This is a genomic window from Pantoea septica, from assembly GCF_002095575.1.
Lineage (GTDB): Bacteria > Pseudomonadota > Gammaproteobacteria > Enterobacterales > Enterobacteriaceae > Pantoea > Pantoea septica.
Map to the genome: position 1 here is coordinate 178,514 of NZ_MLJJ01000001.1, position 16,265 is coordinate 194,778.

Annotated in this window: 10 protein-coding genes; 6 read left to right on the forward strand and 4 right to left on the reverse strand. The window is 65.7% G+C overall.

Annotated features, from left to right (window positions below; translation table 11 throughout):
* Nucleotides 1-33: 33 nt before the first annotated feature.
* The 4 genes from tagF to HA46_RS00905 all read right to left on the reverse strand — a co-directional run bounded on the left by tagF (nucleotide 34) and on the right by HA46_RS00905 (nucleotide 4,657).
* Nucleotides 34-732 (reverse strand): type VI secretion system-associated protein TagF, encoded by a 699-nt coding sequence (gene tagF / locus HA46_RS00890; RefSeq protein ID WP_084881901.1) that lies wholly within the window; start codon nucleotides 730-732, stop codon nucleotides 34-36.
* Nucleotides 733-745: 13 nt separating this feature from the next.
* Nucleotides 746-2,860: a type VI secretion system membrane subunit TssM gene (gene tssM, locus HA46_RS00895; RefSeq protein ID WP_084881902.1), complete on the reverse strand. Its 2,115-nt coding sequence runs from the start codon at nucleotides 2,858-2,860 to the stop codon at nucleotides 746-748.
* Entirely contained in the window at nucleotides 2,860-4,077 is a 1,218-nt protein-coding gene (gene icmH, locus HA46_RS00900) for a type IVB secretion system protein IcmH/DotU (RefSeq protein WP_033789739.1), read from the reverse strand. The genes tssM and icmH overlap by 1 nt, the downstream gene beginning before the upstream one ends.
* 85 nt (nucleotides 4,078-4,162) lie before the next feature.
* Nucleotides 4,163-4,657: an SH3 domain-containing protein gene (locus HA46_RS00905; RefSeq protein ID WP_179944743.1), complete on the reverse strand. Its 495-nt coding sequence runs from the start codon at nucleotides 4,655-4,657 to the stop codon at nucleotides 4,163-4,165.
* A 498-nt stretch (nucleotides 4,658-5,155) separates the two neighbouring features.
* Between HA46_RS00905 and HA46_RS00910 the strand changes: the two genes are divergently transcribed.
* The 6 genes from HA46_RS00910 (at nucleotide 5,156) to HA46_RS00935 (ending at nucleotide 16,263) form a co-directional block, all read left to right on the forward strand.
* Nucleotides 5,156-6,385 (forward strand): nitrate regulatory protein, encoded by a 1,230-nt coding sequence (locus HA46_RS00910; protein ID WP_084881903.1) that lies wholly within the window; start codon nucleotides 5,156-5,158, stop codon nucleotides 6,383-6,385.
* Nucleotides 6,386-6,655: 270 nt separating this feature from the next.
* Nucleotides 6,656-7,906, forward strand: coding sequence for a CmpA/NrtA family ABC transporter substrate-binding protein (locus tag HA46_RS00915; RefSeq protein ID WP_084881904.1), 1,251 nt, complete (start codon nucleotides 6,656-6,658; stop codon nucleotides 7,904-7,906).
* Between the two features lie 11 nt (nucleotides 7,907-7,917).
* Nucleotides 7,918-8,784 carry a nitrate ABC transporter permease gene (gene ntrB, locus HA46_RS00920; protein WP_033789744.1) on the forward strand — a complete coding sequence of 289 codons (867 nt, stop codon included), beginning with the start codon at nucleotides 7,918-7,920 and terminating at the stop codon, nucleotides 8,782-8,784.
* 9 nt (nucleotides 8,785-8,793) lie between these two features.
* Nucleotides 8,794-9,579 (forward strand): ABC transporter ATP-binding protein, encoded by a 786-nt coding sequence (locus tag HA46_RS00925; protein ID WP_033789745.1) that lies wholly within the window; start codon nucleotides 8,794-8,796, stop codon nucleotides 9,577-9,579.
* 10 nt (nucleotides 9,580-9,589) lie between these two features.
* Nucleotides 9,590-13,666 carry a nitrite reductase large subunit NirB gene (nirB, locus tag HA46_RS00930; RefSeq protein ID WP_084881905.1) on the forward strand — a complete coding sequence of 1,359 codons (4,077 nt, stop codon included), beginning with the start codon at nucleotides 9,590-9,592 and terminating at the stop codon, nucleotides 13,664-13,666.
* The gene (locus HA46_RS00935; RefSeq protein ID WP_084881906.1) at nucleotides 13,663-16,263 is read left to right on the forward strand and encodes a nitrate reductase; all 2,601 of its coding nucleotides are present in this window, start codon (nucleotides 13,663-13,665) and stop codon (nucleotides 16,261-16,263) included. The genes nirB and HA46_RS00935 overlap by 4 nt, the downstream gene beginning before the upstream one ends.
* Nucleotides 16,264-16,265: the final 2 nt, after the last annotated feature.

The following is a 16,265-nucleotide window of genomic DNA, read 5'->3' on the forward strand; positions in this document are numbered from 1 at the left end:
TCATCCCGTGTCTGATGGGCAAACGCAAGGCCGTTATTCGAACATCGGCGGATAGAGGCCGTTACGTCCCGGCTGAGTACCTGCCGCCGGGTTAAAAAGTAATAAAAACAGTTGCGCCGTCAGGTTGCCGCTGTGCTTGTGCGTCGCATGGGCGAAGCCGTCGCAGCGGTTGGTCCACCAGTAGCTGATATGCTGCTGGGGATCGAAGCGGTCCGCCACCTCGCGCCAGCTCAGCGTACAGGGCAGATCGCTAAAGCCGATAACGTCCATAATGTCGGAACGCTGCTTCTCCGGCACCAGCAGCCGCGGCAGCGCCTGCATCTGCTGCTCCAGCTGGGCCGGGGCGATCTGCACTTGCACCGCCTGATAGAGCGTGGCGCCTAAGTCCTGAAACCAGTCGCCGGAAATAGCGAGCTGCGCCGGATGCCACTGGCTGAGCGGAAAGGTGCGCAGCGCCAGCAGCGGCCAGGCGCGGCCCACGCGATCGCACGAGGGCATCAGGCAGCCCATCTGCACCTGCTGCACGCCCGGCGTGATCGGCAGAACGAAGTTCCATACCGGCGCCTGCAAAAACCAGCTGGTGGCCGCCTGCTCCTGGCTTTGCCAGTGCATCAGCCCCTGCTGAAACCAATGGGTCCAGGGCGCGATATGTTTCTCGCTCAACCGGTGACGAAGAAAATCGCCGGTTGAGGGGAGCTTCCCGTACCAGCCGGGGGCAACGATCGCAGCCATACTCACCTCATCATTACTCGCTATGCGCGGTCAATCGCTGCGCGTCTGCCGCCGGCGTCACGGCCAGCGCGCTGCCTTCGCGACCCGCATTTTTAAGATTTTCCGCAAGCTTGCGCATCATCAGCGCGTTGTCGCGCGCATAGGGCGAAGACTGAATCTGCTGATCCAGCAGCTGGCTGAGGTGCCAGTCGAGCTGCTGCAGGTCGCGCGCGCTGACGTTCTCAGGCAGCGAACGCTGCAAATTCTGCATCAGCCAGGCGCGTAAAAATTCGCCGTCGTAGTTGCGCGGCTGATAGAGCATCTGATAGGCGCGCAGCGCGTTGCGGCTGTACTCATTGTCGTCGCCCTTGTCGTTTCGCAGCAGGTTAGTGATCTGCTGCGCGACGCGCGGCAATAGCAAAGACTTTAGCGCATTTTGATAAAGCGCCCAGGCGGCGTCGCTGACCTGGGTGCCGCGATAAAGCCCGGCGCGCATCGTAACCGGCGGATTATCCAGTGAAAATCGGTCAGAGAGCGGCAGTTTCACCAGGTTGTTCAAAAAGGGAAGCAGATCAAAAATATTATCCGCTGGCTGATGGATTACCTGCTGGCTCTGGGTGGCGATAACCGGCACGCGCTCCGCCACCTGGCTGAGGTAGCGCTGGTTCTGGAAAAAGCTGATCAGCCAGAGTCCGGAGGCGATGGTCAACGCGCCCGCCAGCACGCCGTAGCCAATCCAGTGGAACAGCTGGTTGCGGTGCTCCCAGTGGCGGTTGCTGCCGGCAAGGCCGCTTTCGCGGAACACCAGGTCGCTGAGCAGATCGCGGATAAAAAAGCTCTGGCCCTTGTTGCCGGGGATCGGGCTGTTGCGGTTGACGCTGTCCCAGGCGGCGATGGTCTGACCGCCTGCCTGCGGCAGCTGCAGCTTGCGGCTTAGCTCGCCCATAATACGGTCGAAGGGCAGGCCCTCCTGGGTGCCGCTGGTAAAGAAGAGGCCGCGGGCGCTCCAGGCGATCGACTCCTGCTGGTCGGAGAAAACCACGTCGAGATACTCGCTCAGCAGCGGGCGCAGCGAGGCGAACTCCTGCGGAAAAAGGAAGCAGTCGGCGCGCTGGCCAAGATCCCGCTCCTGCGCCATCTTATGGCTGAGCTGCTGCTGAAGCTGCTGCTCCAGCCGGTGGAACTGCTGATGAAAGCTGCGGTGCCAGTCATCTTTATGCGGCTTGCCCGGCTCCCAGGGGAAGGTAAAGCCCCAGATGGCGTCGCGCTGGCGCTTCTCCAGCGCGCCGAAATAGCCCATAAAGCCTTTCAGCAGATCGGTTTTGGTCACCATGACGTAGACCGGAAAGTGAATGCCGGTCTGCTGGTGCAGCTCGCTCAGCCGATTGCGCATGGCGCTCGCCTGGGCATAGCGCGCCTCGGCCGATTCGCTTAGCAGATCCGCCACGCTGAGGGTCATGATCACGCCGTTGATCGGCTGCCGCGTGCGATAGCGCTTCAGCAAATTGATAAAGCTGTGCCACTCGCTGGCGTCGCGCACGCGCTGGCTCTCCTGCAGGGTATAGCGTCCGGCGGTGTCGATCAGCACGGCCTGGTCGGTAAACCACCAGTCGCAGTGGCGGGTGCCGCCTACGCCGCGGATCGCGGTCTTGCCGACGCTGTCGGTCAGGGGAAAGTCGAGCCCGGCGTTGAGCAGCGCGGTGGTTTTGCCCGCGCCGGGCGCGCCGATCACCAGATACCACGGCAGCTGATAGAGATAGCTCGACTGCACGCGCGCCAGCCAGCGGCTGTTGCTTTTGCGGCTAAGGGGCATGCGTTTTAGCTGCATCACCGCCTCGCTGAAGCGCTGGGTGAGCAGCTCCTCGGTCGCGTGGCGATCGGAGAGATCTTCCGCGCCCGCCTGCTGCAGGTTATTGAGCAGCTTGCTGTTGAACCAGGCGCGATAGAGCGAAGGGATAAACTGAAACAAAATCCAGATGAAAAAGAGCAGGCCCACCGTCAGCTGGCGCGGTAGCGCCTGCTCCAGCGGGCGAGTCTCTCCCCAGCTCCAGAACGGGCCGAGGATCCAGACGAGACAGCTCAGCGCCGTCACGCCGATAAAACTCCACAACAGGCGATGGGTGAGAACAGGGCGTAAGGATGCGCGCATTACTGGGTTCCCTGATGATTACTGAGCGTTTCCGGCGCGGCGAACAGCGTAATTTCGACGCGGCGGTTGCGAGTGCGGTTTTCGTTGCTGTCGTTGGGCAGCAGGGGGTCGCTGTCGCCGCGTCCTTCAGAGCGGATCGCATGGCCGTCGGCAAGCTGCGATTGCAGCAGCTGGGTCACGGCGCGGGCGCGGGCGAACGAAAATTCATAGCTGGAGGCGAAGCGGCTATTGTCCACTGGACGATTGTCGGTAAAGACCGACACCAGCACCGTGCCTTTGACGTTCTTCATCGCCGTGGCGACGCGGGCCAGCAAGGCGCGGCCGACCGGATTGATGGCGGTGCCCTGTTCGGCGAACAGCTTGTCGGCGGGAATAATCACCTTGCTGCCGAACGCGCCGTCGCTGACTTCAAGCTGGCCGGCGGCGATAACGTCGTTAAGGCGCTGGCGCAAATCGAGCAGCGCCTGCGGCGAAGAGGGACGGCGCCCAACGGTGATCTGCGGCAGCGGCGTCTGATAAATGGCGCGCAGCAGCGGTTCGGCGTCGTTGCCGAGCCGCCAGTTCAGAGCGCTGTAGAGCAGGCAGGCGAGCAGCGCGGCGACGGTAGCGCAGGCCCAGAGCGGGATCATCGGGCGCGAGATGCTGCTGACCAGAGGATGCACCTCGACCAGCGGCCTGGCGTTCCCGCTTTGCGGCTGGCGCGTCTCCTCGATCAGCTTCGCGAGACGCTTGCGAATGGCGTCGCACTGCACGCGTCCGCTGTCGCTGCCGCGATAGCGGCCTTCGTAGCCGAGCAGCAGGCAGTAGTGCACCACCTCCAGCAGCCAGAGGTGCTGGGCCGGGCTCTGCGAAATGCGCGACAGCAGCTGGAAAAATTTTTCGCCGCCCCAGCTTTCGTTGTGAAAGGTCACCAGCATGCCGTTGCCGGACCAGACGCCGCGCGTGCCCCATGGCGTTTGCGCAGCGGCCTCGTCCAGCGCGCTGCACAGGCAGTAGCGCGCGCCGATAATCATCTCGAACGGCAGGCCCGCCTGCTTGCAGCGCTGCTCGAACTGGCGGATTTCATCAATCAGCGACTGACGCAGGCCGGCGGGATCGTCGTGCGTCACCGCCTGGCGAAGCTGTACCACGGCGTTCAGCAGCGGCGCCGCAGCCTGCAGTAAAAGATTATCGTTGCCCGAGGCGTTCGCCTCTGCGGCCTGCGATTCCTGAGTCATTAACGGGGATTCTTCCAGACAAGAACAGATCCCTGAGTGGCGAGCTCAGGGATGACAAACTGGCAATATGCGCCGGATTTCATTATCAGTCTAAGATCCAGGTCGCGGTATCGTTGGTGCGGCACGCTTTGCTGGCGCCGCCGACATCGACGCAGACCTGCTTATTCTTGCCGCGCGGCCGCGGACGATCGCTGCGCAGCGTGGCGTCGTAACGGCTGCTCTCCACGCCCGCTTTCAGCGGAACATAGCCGATCAGCGGGCCGTCTGCCTGGTCGGCGATCGCCAGCCAGTGATTTTCGACGCTGCCCAGCACTTCGAACGGCTTGCCGGTTTCAAGATAACGCACCACTTTGCCGCCGTAGTCGGGCGTGGTCATTACCGACGCCGCATAGAGCGCGCGCCAGGTCTCATTAACCGGAGTAAACTCGGCAGGCGCGGCGACCGCATGACGATGCACCAACTTAACGCCATTGACTTCGCTGGTGACCAGCGTGTCATCGGTGACAGACGGCGGCGGCGCTTTACAGCCCGCCAGGGTCAATGTCGCCAGCAGCATTAACGCAAGACTCTTTTTCACCATGTTCCTCGATTTCATCAGAGTAACTGCATAATACGTCGCCATCGTCATGCTGGTGACGACCCGCAACCTGCATCATGCCTTCACAGCATCAGCTAAAAAAACAGAAAAATTACATCAGGATAGTACTGCATCCAGTCTACCTAAGACTTTTGAGATTTCAAACCATTGCGCTGTCGCTAAAGCCATGCTAGCCAGCCTGGCGCGCGGCGCGCAAAGATGCCGAAAAAGGTCGCTGGGTAGTTCAGTTAAACGAAATTTACGAATGAATGACGTAACGTGATGAATTATGAAGCACGCTATTTTGTCATGGGCCACCGGGAATGGGAAATTATTAAATTTTTTTAATTGCTTCAGCCGCCTGTGCCTTTTGCGCTTCCTCTCTGGCGCCGGCTATTTTCAGAATATACGGGTGAGAGCGATCGCACTTTTTCCATAAACCGGCACGGCTTTTGCTTCGTTTTGCCCAAATAAGGCGACTCTGAGCAAAAGGTGATCCCCATGACCGACGCGCTGGCATATCTCCAGGCATCGCGCGACAGCGACATCGCCAGCCTGCAACGGCTGGTGCATACCGGCCAGCTGATCGCAGCGCTGAGCGAATTGATCCATCAGCTTCAGCGCGAGCGTGGCGCCAGCAATATCTGGATTTGCTCGCAGGGTCGGCTGTTTGCCCAGGAGCGTCTGGCGCGCGAGGGCGAGGTGAGCGCGGCGATCCAACGCTTTACCCGGGCGCTGCCGCCCGCCGCCGCCCATCCCGGCGACAGCCGCTTCTGCAACCTGATCGCCGCCGCGCTGCAGGCGCTGGCGGCGCTGCCTGGCCTGCGCGCGCAGATGCTGGCGGGCGAGCGCGATCAGGCGCAGTCGATGCAGGCGTTCAACCAGGTGATCCGCACCCTGCTGAACCTGGTGTTCGAAGCGGCGGATACCGCCAGCCATCCCGATATTTCCCGCGCGCTGATTGCGCTGTTCAGCTTTATGCAGGGCAAAGAGCTGGCGGGACAGGAGCGCGCCACCGGATCGGCAGGCTTCGCCGCCGGCCGCTTCAGCGACGAGCAGCGTCAGCGCATGGTGGCGCTGATCGCAGCGCAGGAGCAGAGTTTCGCCACCTTCAGCCAGTTTGCCGACGCCGATGCGCTGGCCCGCTGGCGTCCGCTGGCGTCCGCCAGCCGGGAAGTGGAGCGGCTGCGGCGCATCGCCTGCACGCTCGGCCAGGCGGAAGAGTCGGGCACGCTGCGCTGGTTCTCGCTGCTTAGCGCCCGCATCGATCAGATGAAAAAGCTGGAGGATCACCTCACCGCCACGCTGATGACGCGCTGTCGGCAGGCGATCCAGGCGGCGCAGAGCGAAGCCGCGCAGCCTGCCCTGGCGGCGGACCAGAGCTTCAGCCTCTATATCGCCGGCGCCGACTGGCTGCCGGAAGAGCAGACCCGGCTGCACAGCGACGGGCTGGCGCACCAGCTTGGCCGCTCGGTTCTGTCGCTGGTGCGCGAGCAGGCGCAGCGTCTGCAGCGTCAGGCGGATGAGCTGGCGACCATGCGCGCCACCTTAGAAGAGCGGCGGGTGATCGATCAGGCGAAGGCCTGGCTGATGCAGCAGCACGGCTACGGCGAACAGGCGGCGTGGCAGGCGCTGCGCAAAAGCGCCATGAACCAGAATAAGCGCATTTTCGACATTGCTCAGGCGGTGCTGGCGGTGGCCGCGATGGCGCAGCCGCCCGCGTCCCAGTGAGAGGTGCGGCGCGGCTACCTCTCCGGAGGTAGATGCACAACCGCTGTGCGCAGGCTGCGTTAGCAAAGTGCATCCGTGGGACTGGGGCACGCGGAAAGCCGCGCAGCAGCGACCTCCCTGACCTGGCACGCTCCTTGCTGTACTTTCAGGGTATTCGCACTTCTTTCGCCAACGGCGGCGAAACAGTGCTTTGGATAAAGGCGTCCATCCGCATGCGCAGGCATGTCGGTCGGACGCCTTTTTTTATTCTCTTTTTTCAGGAAGCGAGCGATGAGCCACTCCTCTTTTTCCGCCTCACGGCGCAAGTTGTTACTCGCCGGCGCCGTCGCTGGCGGCGGCTTTCTGCTGCCGGGGCTGCGCAACGCCGTCTGGGCCGCCGGTTCCGACGCGCCGGAGAAGGCGAGCCTGCGCGTCGGCTTTATCCCGCTCACCGACTGCGCGCCGGTGGTGATGGCGGCGGTGAAGGGCTTCGATAAAAAATATGGCCTGACGCTGCAGCCGAGCAAAGAGGCGAGCTGGGCGGCGGTGCGCGACAAGCTCACCTCCGGCGAGCTGGACGCCGCCCACGCGCTCTACGGCATGATCTACGGCCTGCAGCTGGGCGTGGCGGGGCCGCAGCACGACATGGCCAACCTGATGACGCTCAACAACAACGGCCAGGCGATTACGCTCTCCAGCCAGCTTAAGGAGCAGGGCGTGAGCGACGCCGCCAGCCTGAAGCAGGCGGTGGCGGCGCAGCCAAAAGGCGCTTTTACCTTCGCCCACACCTTTCCCACCAGCACCCACGCCATGTGGCTCTACTACTGGCTCGCCAGCGCGGACATTCATCCCTTCGACGACGTCCGTACCCTGGTGGTGCCGCCGCCGCAGATGGTGATGAACATGAAGATCGGCAATATGAGCGGCTTCTGCGTCGGCGAGCCGTGGAACCAGCGCGCCATCAGCGACAACATCGGCTTCACCGCCGCCACCTCGCAGCAGATCTGGCCGGATCATCCCGAAAAGATCCTCGCCACCCGCGCCGAGTGGGTGAAAAGCAATCCCAACAGCGCCCGCGCGCTGACCGCGGCAGTGCTCGAGGCGGCGCGCTGGATCGACGCTTCCGACGACAACCGCCGCGAAACCGCCGCCGTGCTGGCGCAGCGCGCCTGGATCAATACCAAAGTCGAGACGCTGGAGGGCCGCATGCTCGGGCAGTACCAGAACGGCCTCGGCAAAAGCTGGCAGGACGCGCACGCCATGCGCTTCTTTGGCGACGGCGCGGTGAGCTTTCCCTGGCTCTCCGACGGTATGTGGTTCCTGACGCAGATGAAGCGCTGGGGCATGCTCAGCGCCGATCCCGACTATCTGGCGGTGGCGCGGCAGATCAACCGCATCGACATCTACAAACAGGCGGCGAGCGCCGTCGGCAACGTCGCGCTGCCGCCGGGCGAACTACGCAGCAGCACCCTGATGGACGGCAAAGTGTGGGACGGCAGCGATCCTGCCGCTTACGCCGCCGGCTTCGTCCTGAAACGCTAAGAGAGGCAGAGATGAAAAAAGTTGCGCAGATCAGCGCCCCAACCGCCGTCGAACCTGGCACCGTCGTCACCCTTAATCTGAAACCGAAAAGCGCGGTCCGTCCGCCGCGCCTGCGTCCGCTGATGCAGCGGCTCATTCCGGCGCTGTGCGGCCTGCTGCTGATGCTGCTGGTGTGGCAGATCGCCGCGCTGTGGAGCAGCGGCTTCCCGACGCCGTACGCCACCTGGCAGGCGGCGCTGACGCTGTTCGCCGATCCCTTCTATAACGCCGGTCCGAACGACCAGGGCATCGGCTGGAACGTGCTCGCCTCGCTGCAGCGCGTCGCCGTCGGCTTTGGCCTGGCGGCGCTGGTGGGCATCCCCGCCGGATTTCTGCTTGGGCGCTTCACCTTCGTGTCGCGCATGTTCGGCCCGATTATCGCGCTGCTGCGTCCGGTCAGCCCGCTCGCCTGGCTGCCGATCGGCCTGCTGCTGTTCCAGCGCGCTGAACCCGCCTCCAGCTGGACCATTTTTATCTGCTCTATCTGGCCGATGGTAATCAACACCGCCGAAGGGGTGCAGCGCATCCCGCAGGACTATCTCAACGTGGCGCGCGTACTGCAGCTTTCAGAGTGGACGGTGATGCGCCGCATTCTGTTTCCCGCCGTGCTGCCGGCGGTGCTCACCGGCGTGCGTCTCTCGATCGGCATCGCCTGGCTGGTGATCGTCGCGGCCGAAATGCTCACCGGCGGCCTCGGCATCGGCTTCTGGATCTGGAACGAGTGGAACAACCTCAACGTCGAGAACATCCTCATCGCCATTCTGATTATCGGCGTGGTGGGGCTGTTGCTGGAGCAGGGCCTGATGCTGCTGGCCCGCCGTTTTAGCTGGGATAAATAAGGAGCCGCTATGTCACCCATTATTCGCGTTCAGCAGGTCAGCCAGCGTTTCACCACCGCGGGCGGCGACTTTCTCGCCCTGGATAAGGTCTCGTTCGATATTCACGAAGGGGAGACCTTAAGCCTGATCGGCCACTCCGGCTGCGGCAAATCGACGCTGCTCAACCTGATCGCCGGGCTCACCGCGCCGAGCAGCGGCGTGCTGCTGTGCGACAACCGCGAAATCGCCGGGCCAGGCCCGGAGCGCGCGGTCGTGTTTCAGAATCACTCGCTGCTGCCGTGGCTGACCGCGTATCAGAACGTCGAGCTGGCGGTCAGTCAGGTGTTTAAAGGCAGCATGACGGCGGCGGAAAGGGCGGAGTGGATTGAGCACAACCTGAACCGGGTGCAGATGAGCCATGCGATGCACAAGCGTCCCGGCGAGATTTCCGGCGGCATGAAGCAGCGCGTCGGCATTGCGCGCGCGCTGGCGATGAAGCCGCGCGTGCTGCTGCTCGACGAGCCGTTCGGCGCGCTCGACGCCCTGACCCGCGCGCACCTGCAGGACAGCGTGATGCGCATCCAGCAGGAGCTGAACACCACCATCGTGCTGATCACCCACGACGTCGACGAGGCGGTGCTGCTCTCCGATCGAGTGCTGATGATGACCAACGGCCCGGCGGCGAAAGTGGGCGAAATCCTGACCATCGATCTCGCCCGGCCGCGCTCGCGGGTCGCGCTGGCGGATGAGGCGCGCTACCACCAGCTGCGCCAGCAGATCCTGCACTTTCTCTATGAAAAACAGACCGCAGCCTGAGGAGCCGCCTATGACGCAACGGCTGCTGGTGGTGGGCAACGGCATGGCGGGGATGCGCATGGTGGAAAGCCTGCTGCGCCTCGCGCCGGATCGTTACGCCATTACCGTGATCGGGCGCGAGCCGCACGGCAACTACAACCGGGTGCTGCTCTCGCCGGTGCTGGCGGGCGAGCAATCCTTCGAGGAGACGCTGATCCATACGCAGGAATGGTACCGGCAGCACGGCGTCACGCTGCTGGCGGGCGAAACGGCGCTGAAGATCGATCTTGCGGCGCGGCGGCTTGAGACCGATCGGCGCGTGCTGGCGTGGGATCGGCTGGTGTTCGCTACCGGATCGCGCCCGCGGCTGCCCGCGATACCCGGCGTCGACCGGCCGCATGTCTTTGGCTTTCGCAGCAAAGCGGACGTTGACGCGCTGCTGGCCGGAACGGGGCCGGTGGTGGTGCTGGGCGGCGGTTTTCTCGGCATCGAGGCCGCCGCCGCGTTGCGCGCCCGGGGGCGCGAAGTGACGCTGCTGCACCATAAAAGCTGGCTGCTGGATCGCCAGCTCGACGCCCGGGCGGGCGCGCTGCTCTGCGCGCAGCTCGCGTCGCGCGGCCTGCGCGTCGTACTTAACAGCGGGCTGGCGGCGGTGACGGAAACCGGCGTGCTGCTCGCCGACGGCCGGGCGCTGCCTGCCGCGCAGGTGGTGATCGCCATCGGCGTCGAGCCGGAGATCGCCGTCGCGGCGGCCGCGGGCGTGCCCTGTCATCGCGGCATCATCGTTGATCGCCAGCTACGCAGCGGGCTACCCGGCGTTTACGCCCTCGGCGAGTGCTGTGAAACAGGCGGCGAGACCTTCGGGCTGGCGGCGCCCTGTCTGGCGCAGGCGGAGGTGCTGGCGGCGCAGCTGGCGGGGCGGCCGGTGGCCGATTTTCGCCATCAGGTCGACGGCACCCGCCTCAAGGTCAGCGGCATTTCGCTGTTTAGCGCCGGCGATATCCGCGAGGCGGAGAGCTGCGTCAGCTTCGATCCGATCGCCGGCGACTACCGCCGTCTGTTTCTGCGCGACGGCCGCTTGAGCGGGGTGCTGCTCTACGGCGACTGCCGCCAGGCCGCGCCGCTGCTGGCAAAACTGCAGACGGGCGAACGCGCCGCGCTGCACACCCTTTTTGATACTTCACCCGAAACTTCACCCGAAACGCAGCCGCAGGCTGCAGGAAGCCCGATGATGAGTAAACCGGTATTAGCCGTGGTCGGTCACGGCATGGTCAGCCACCATTTCCTCGAACAGCTGGTGGCGCGCGCGCTGCACCAGCGCTATCACATCGTGGTCTACGGCGAAGAGCGGCTGCCCGCCTATGACCGCGTCCATCTCTCATCCTGGTTCGACGGCAAAAGCGCCGCCGATCTGTCGCTGGTCGGCGAGGACTTTTTTGCGGCGCACGGCATCGAGTTGCGCAGCGACTGCCGGGTGGTGGCGATCGATCGCCAGCAGCGCAGCCTGCGCGACAGCCGCGGCGACGAGCTGGCGTGGGACCGGCTGGTGCTCGCCACCGGATCGCGTCCCTTTGTGCCGCCGATCCCCGGCCACGACGACCCGCGCTGCTTCGTCTACCGCACGCTGGACGATCTCGACGCCATCGCCGCCTGCGCGCGCCGCAGCCGGCGCGGCGTAGTTATCGGCGGCGGCCTGCTGGGGCTGGAGGCGGCCAACGCGCTGCGCCAGCTTGGGCTGGAGACCCATGTGGTCGAATTCGCGCCGCGCCTGATGGCGGTACAGCTGGACGAGGGCGGCGCGCAGATGCTGCGGCGTAAAATCGACGCGCTCGGCGTGCAGGTGCACACCGCGAAGCAGACGGAAACCCTCGTGCGCGAGGCGGACGACAGCCTGACGCTGCGGTTCGCCGACGGCGAGACGCTCAACGTCGACATGGTGCTCTTTTCGGTGGGCATCCGCCCGCGCGACGAACTGGCGCGCGCGGCGGGATTAACCCTCGGCCCGCGCGGCGGCATCGCCATCAACGACCTGTGCCAGACCAGCGACGAGGCGGTGTTCGCCATCGGCGAATGCGCGCTGTGGAACGGGCAGATCTTCGGCCTGGTGGCGCCCGGCTACCAGATGGCGCGCGCGCTGGCCGGACACCTCGCCGGCGAGGCGAGCCTGTTTACCGGCGCGGATATGAGCACCAGGCTCAAGCTGCTAGGGGTTGAAGTCGCCTCGTTCGGCGACGCCCACGGCCGCACGCCGGGCAGCCAGAGCTACTACTGGACCGACGAACCTAAAGGGATATACAAGAAAATCGTGGTGTGCGGCGAGGGCAAAACCCTGCTGGGCGGCGTGCTGGTAGGGGACAGCGCCGACTACAGCACGCTGCTGCAGATGATGCTCAACCAGATGGCGCTGCCCGCCGCGCCAGAGAGCCTGATCCTGCCCGCGCCGACAGGGACGCCGAGCCGGGCGCCCGGCGTAGCGGCGCTGCCGGACAGCGCGCAGGTCTGCTCATGCCACAGCGTCAGCAAGGGGGATATCTGCGCCGCGGTGCAGGCGGGCTGCGGCGATATGGCGGCGATTAAGCAGTGCACCCGCGCCGCTACCGGCTGCGGCGGCTGTTCGGCGCTGGTGAAGCAGGTCATGGAGCACCAGCTGGCGACCCTCGGCGTCGAGGTGAAAAAGGATATCTGCGAACATTTCGCCTGGTCGCGCCAGGAGCTTTATCACCTGATGCGCGTCGGCGAGCTGAAAAGCTGGGAGGCGCTGCTGGCGGCGCACGGACGCGGCCACGGCTGCGAGGTCTGCAAGCCGCTGGCGGCGTCGCTGCTCGCCTCCTGCTGGAACGACTACCTGCTGAAGCCGGCGCACCTGCCGCTGCAGGAAACCAACGATCGCTACTTCGCCAATATCCAGAAAGACGGCAGCTACTCCGTGGTGCCGCGCGTGCCGGGGGGCGAGATCACGCCGCAGGGGCTGATCGCCATCGGCGAAGTGGCGGCGCGCTACGATCTCTACACCAAAATCACCGGCGGCCAGCGAATCGATCTCTTTGGCGCGCGGCTGGATCAGCTGCCCGCCATCTGGGAAGCGCTGCTGGCGGCGGGCTTCGAGACCGGCCACGCCTACGGCAAATCGCTGCGCACGGTGAAATCCTGCGTCGGCTCCAGCTGGTGCCGCTACGGCGTGCAGGACTCGACCGCCTTCGCCATCGCGCTGGAGCATCGCTACAAAGGGCTGCGCGCGCCGCACAAGATCAAGATGGCGGTGTCGGGCTGCGCCCGCGAGTGCGCCGAAGCGCAGAGCAAAGATATCGGCGCGATCGCCACCGAGAAGGGCTGGAATCTCTACGTCTGCGGCAACGGCGGCATGAAGCCGCGCCACGCCGATCTCTTCGCCAGCGATCTCGACGACGCGACGCTGATCCGCTACGTCGATCGCATCCTGATGTTCTACGTGCGCACTGCCGACCGGCTGCAGCGCACCAGCGTCTGGATGGATAACCTCGACGGCGGGCTCGACTATCTGCGCCAGGTGGTGATAGAGGACAGCCTCGGCATCGCGGCGACGCTGGAGGCGGAGATGCAGCGCGTGGTTGAGAGCTACCAGTGCGAATGGCAAACCACGCTGGCGGATCCGTCGCGGCGCGCGCTCTTTACCCCCGCCGTAAACGGCGAGGGGGCGGACGAGGCGCTGCGTTACGATCGGGTGCGGGATCAGCGTCAGCCCGCGACGCCGGCGCGCATTGCGCTGCGCGAGCTGCCGGCCGAACCCTGGAGCGCGCTGTGCGATCTTACGGCGGTGCCGCCGCAGGCGGGCATCGGGGCGCGTCTCGGCAGCGAGCGCATCGCGCTGTTCCGTTTCGGCGACGACCTCTACGCGCTGGAGGATCGCGAGCCGGGCAGCGAGGTCAGCGTGCTGTCGCGCGGCATCCTTGGCGACGTGGCGGGCGAGCCGGTGGTGATCTCGCCGCTCTACAAGCAGCGCGTGCGCCTGCGCGACGGGCAAAGTCTCGACAACCCGCAGCACCAGCTGCGCTGCTGGCCGGTGAAGCTGGAAGCGGGGCGCATCTGGGTAGCCAGTCGCCCGCTGAACCTGATGGCGCAAGCCTCATGAAGAGCACCTGTCCCTACTGCGGCGTCGGCTGCGGCGTGAGCGTAGACGCCGACGGCGCCGTTACCGGCGACGTCAGCCATCCGGCTAACCTCGGACGCCTGTGCGTCAAAGGCGCGGCGCTAGGCGATACCCTGCACGCCAGCGGGCGGCTGCTGCGGGCGCGGGTCGACGGCGAGCCGGTAGCGCTGGAGCGCGCGCTGGATAACGCCGCCGCGCGGCTGCGCGCCATTATCGAGCGGCACGGTCCGGAGGCGGTGGCGATCTACGCCTCCGGCCAGCTGCTCACCGAGGATTACTACGTCGCCAACAAGCTGATGAAGGGCTATCTCGGCGCGGCCAATATCGACACCAACTCGCGCCTCTGCATGGCCTCGGCGGTGGTGGGCTACAAGCGCGCCTTCGGCGCGGACGCCGTACCCTGCTGCTATGAGGATTTCGCCGAGGCGGATCTGGTGGTGCTGGTGGGCTCCAACGCCGCCTGGACCCATCCGGTGGCCTACCAGCGGCTGGCGCAGGCGAAGCAGCAGCGCCCGACGATGCGCGTGGTGACCATCGATCCGCGCCGCACCGCGAGCGCCGATCTGGCGGATCTGCATCTGCCGCTGCGCCCGGGCAGCGACGGCGCGCTGTTCAGCGGTTTGCTTCACTGGCTGGCGCAGCATGGCGCCATCGACAGCAGCATGCTGCCGCATCTCAGCGGCGTCGAGGAGACGCTGGCGGCGGCGCAGCCCTGGACGCTAGCGCGTGCCGCGGCGGCCTGCGAGCTGGAAAGCGGCCTGCTGGCGCAGTTCTACCGGCTGTTTACCGACAGCGATCGCGTGCTCACGCTCTGGTGCATGGGCATTAACCAGTCGGCCGCCGGCAGCGACCATAACAACGCCATTGTCAACGTCCATCTGCTGAGCGGCAAGCTGGGTCGCGCGGGCTGCGGGCCTTTTTCGCTGACCGGACAGCCTAATGCTATGGGCGGACGCGAAGTGGGCGGGCTGGCGAATCAGCTGGCGGCGCATATGGGCTTCAGCGACGCCGAATGCGACCGGCTGCAGCGCTTCTGGCGCAGCCCGACGGTGGCGCGGCGGCCCGGTCTCACCGCCGTCGCGCTGTTCGAGGCGGTGGCGCGCGGCGAGGTGAAGGCGGTGTGGATCCTCGGCACTAATCCGGCGGCGTCGATGCCGGAAGGCAACCGCGTGGCGCAGGCGCTGGCCACGTGCCCGCTGGTGATCGTCTCCGACGTGATGGCGAACACCGACACCACGAGGTTCGCTGATATTCTGCTGCCCGCGCTCGGCTGGGGCGAAAAAAACGGTACCGTAACCAACTCCGAACGACGCATATCGCGCCAGCGCGCCTTTGTGCCGCCGCCCGGCGAGGCAAAGCCCGACTGGTGGCTGCTGGCGCAGGTGGCGCAGCGACTCGGCTTTGGCGACGCCTTCAGCTGGCAGCATCCGGCAGAAATTTTTCGCGAGCACGCCGCGCTCTCCGGCTTTGAAAACCACGGCCAGCGCGCTTTCGACATCAGCGGGCTGGCGCAGCTCAGCGACGACGCCTGGGACCGGCTAAAACCGGTGCAGTGGCCGGTCAACGCGCGCTTCCCTGCGGGTTGCGCCCGACTCTTCGGCGACCGCCGCTTTTACCATGCCGACGGCAAAGCGCGGCTGCTGCCCTGCGCCGCGCCGCTGGAGACGGTGAGCGACGAAGGCTATCCGCTGCTGATGAACAGCGGGCGTATTCGCGACCAGTGGCACACCATGACGCGCACCGGCGCGGTGCCGCGCCTGATGCAGCATATCGATGAGCCCTTTATCGCGCTGCATCCCGCGACGGCGCAGCGCTGGGGCCTCGCCGATGGCGATCTGGCGCGGGTGCAGTCGGCGCGCGGCTGGATGGCGGCGCGGGTGCGAGTTGACGGCGGCATGCGCCTTAACGAGCTGTTTGCACCAATGCACTGGAACCGTCAGTTCGCGCTGCAGAGCCATGTTGACGCGCTGGTGACGGCGCGCTGCTGTCCCGCGTCGGGCCAGCCGGCGCTGAAGCAGACGGCGGTGCGTATCCAGCCGCTGCCTACCGGCTGGCAGGGCTGGCTGTGGCAGCGCAATATCGAGGCGCCGTCCGGGCTGCGCTACTGGGCGCGCGCGCCGCAGGCGGGCGCGCAGCGGTTGACGCTGGCGGGCGACGGAGCCGCGCGCGACTGGGCGCAGGCGCAGCTGGCGACGCAGAACATGCAGCTGCAGGAGGCCGTGGGCGCGGCGGGGGAGTACCGACTGCTGGCGTGGCGCGAGGGCGCGCTGCAGCTGGCGTTCTACGCCGCGCCGCGCCTGCCGACGCTCGACCATGCACAGATTACCGCCGCCTTCCGCGCGCCGCCCGCCGACGCCGCCGGACGCTTTGCGCTGCTGGCGGGCAGCCGCGCGCGGGGCAACGACGCGGGGCGCATCATCTGCAGCTGTTTCAGCGTCGGCGAAACGACGATCCGCCAGGCGATGGCGCAGGGCTGCGACTCGCCTGCGGCGCTCGGCAACGCGCTGAAGTGCGGCACCGGCTGCGGCTCCTGCCTTCCTGAACTCAAACAACTGCTACTCACGCCAGCCAGGGCGTGACG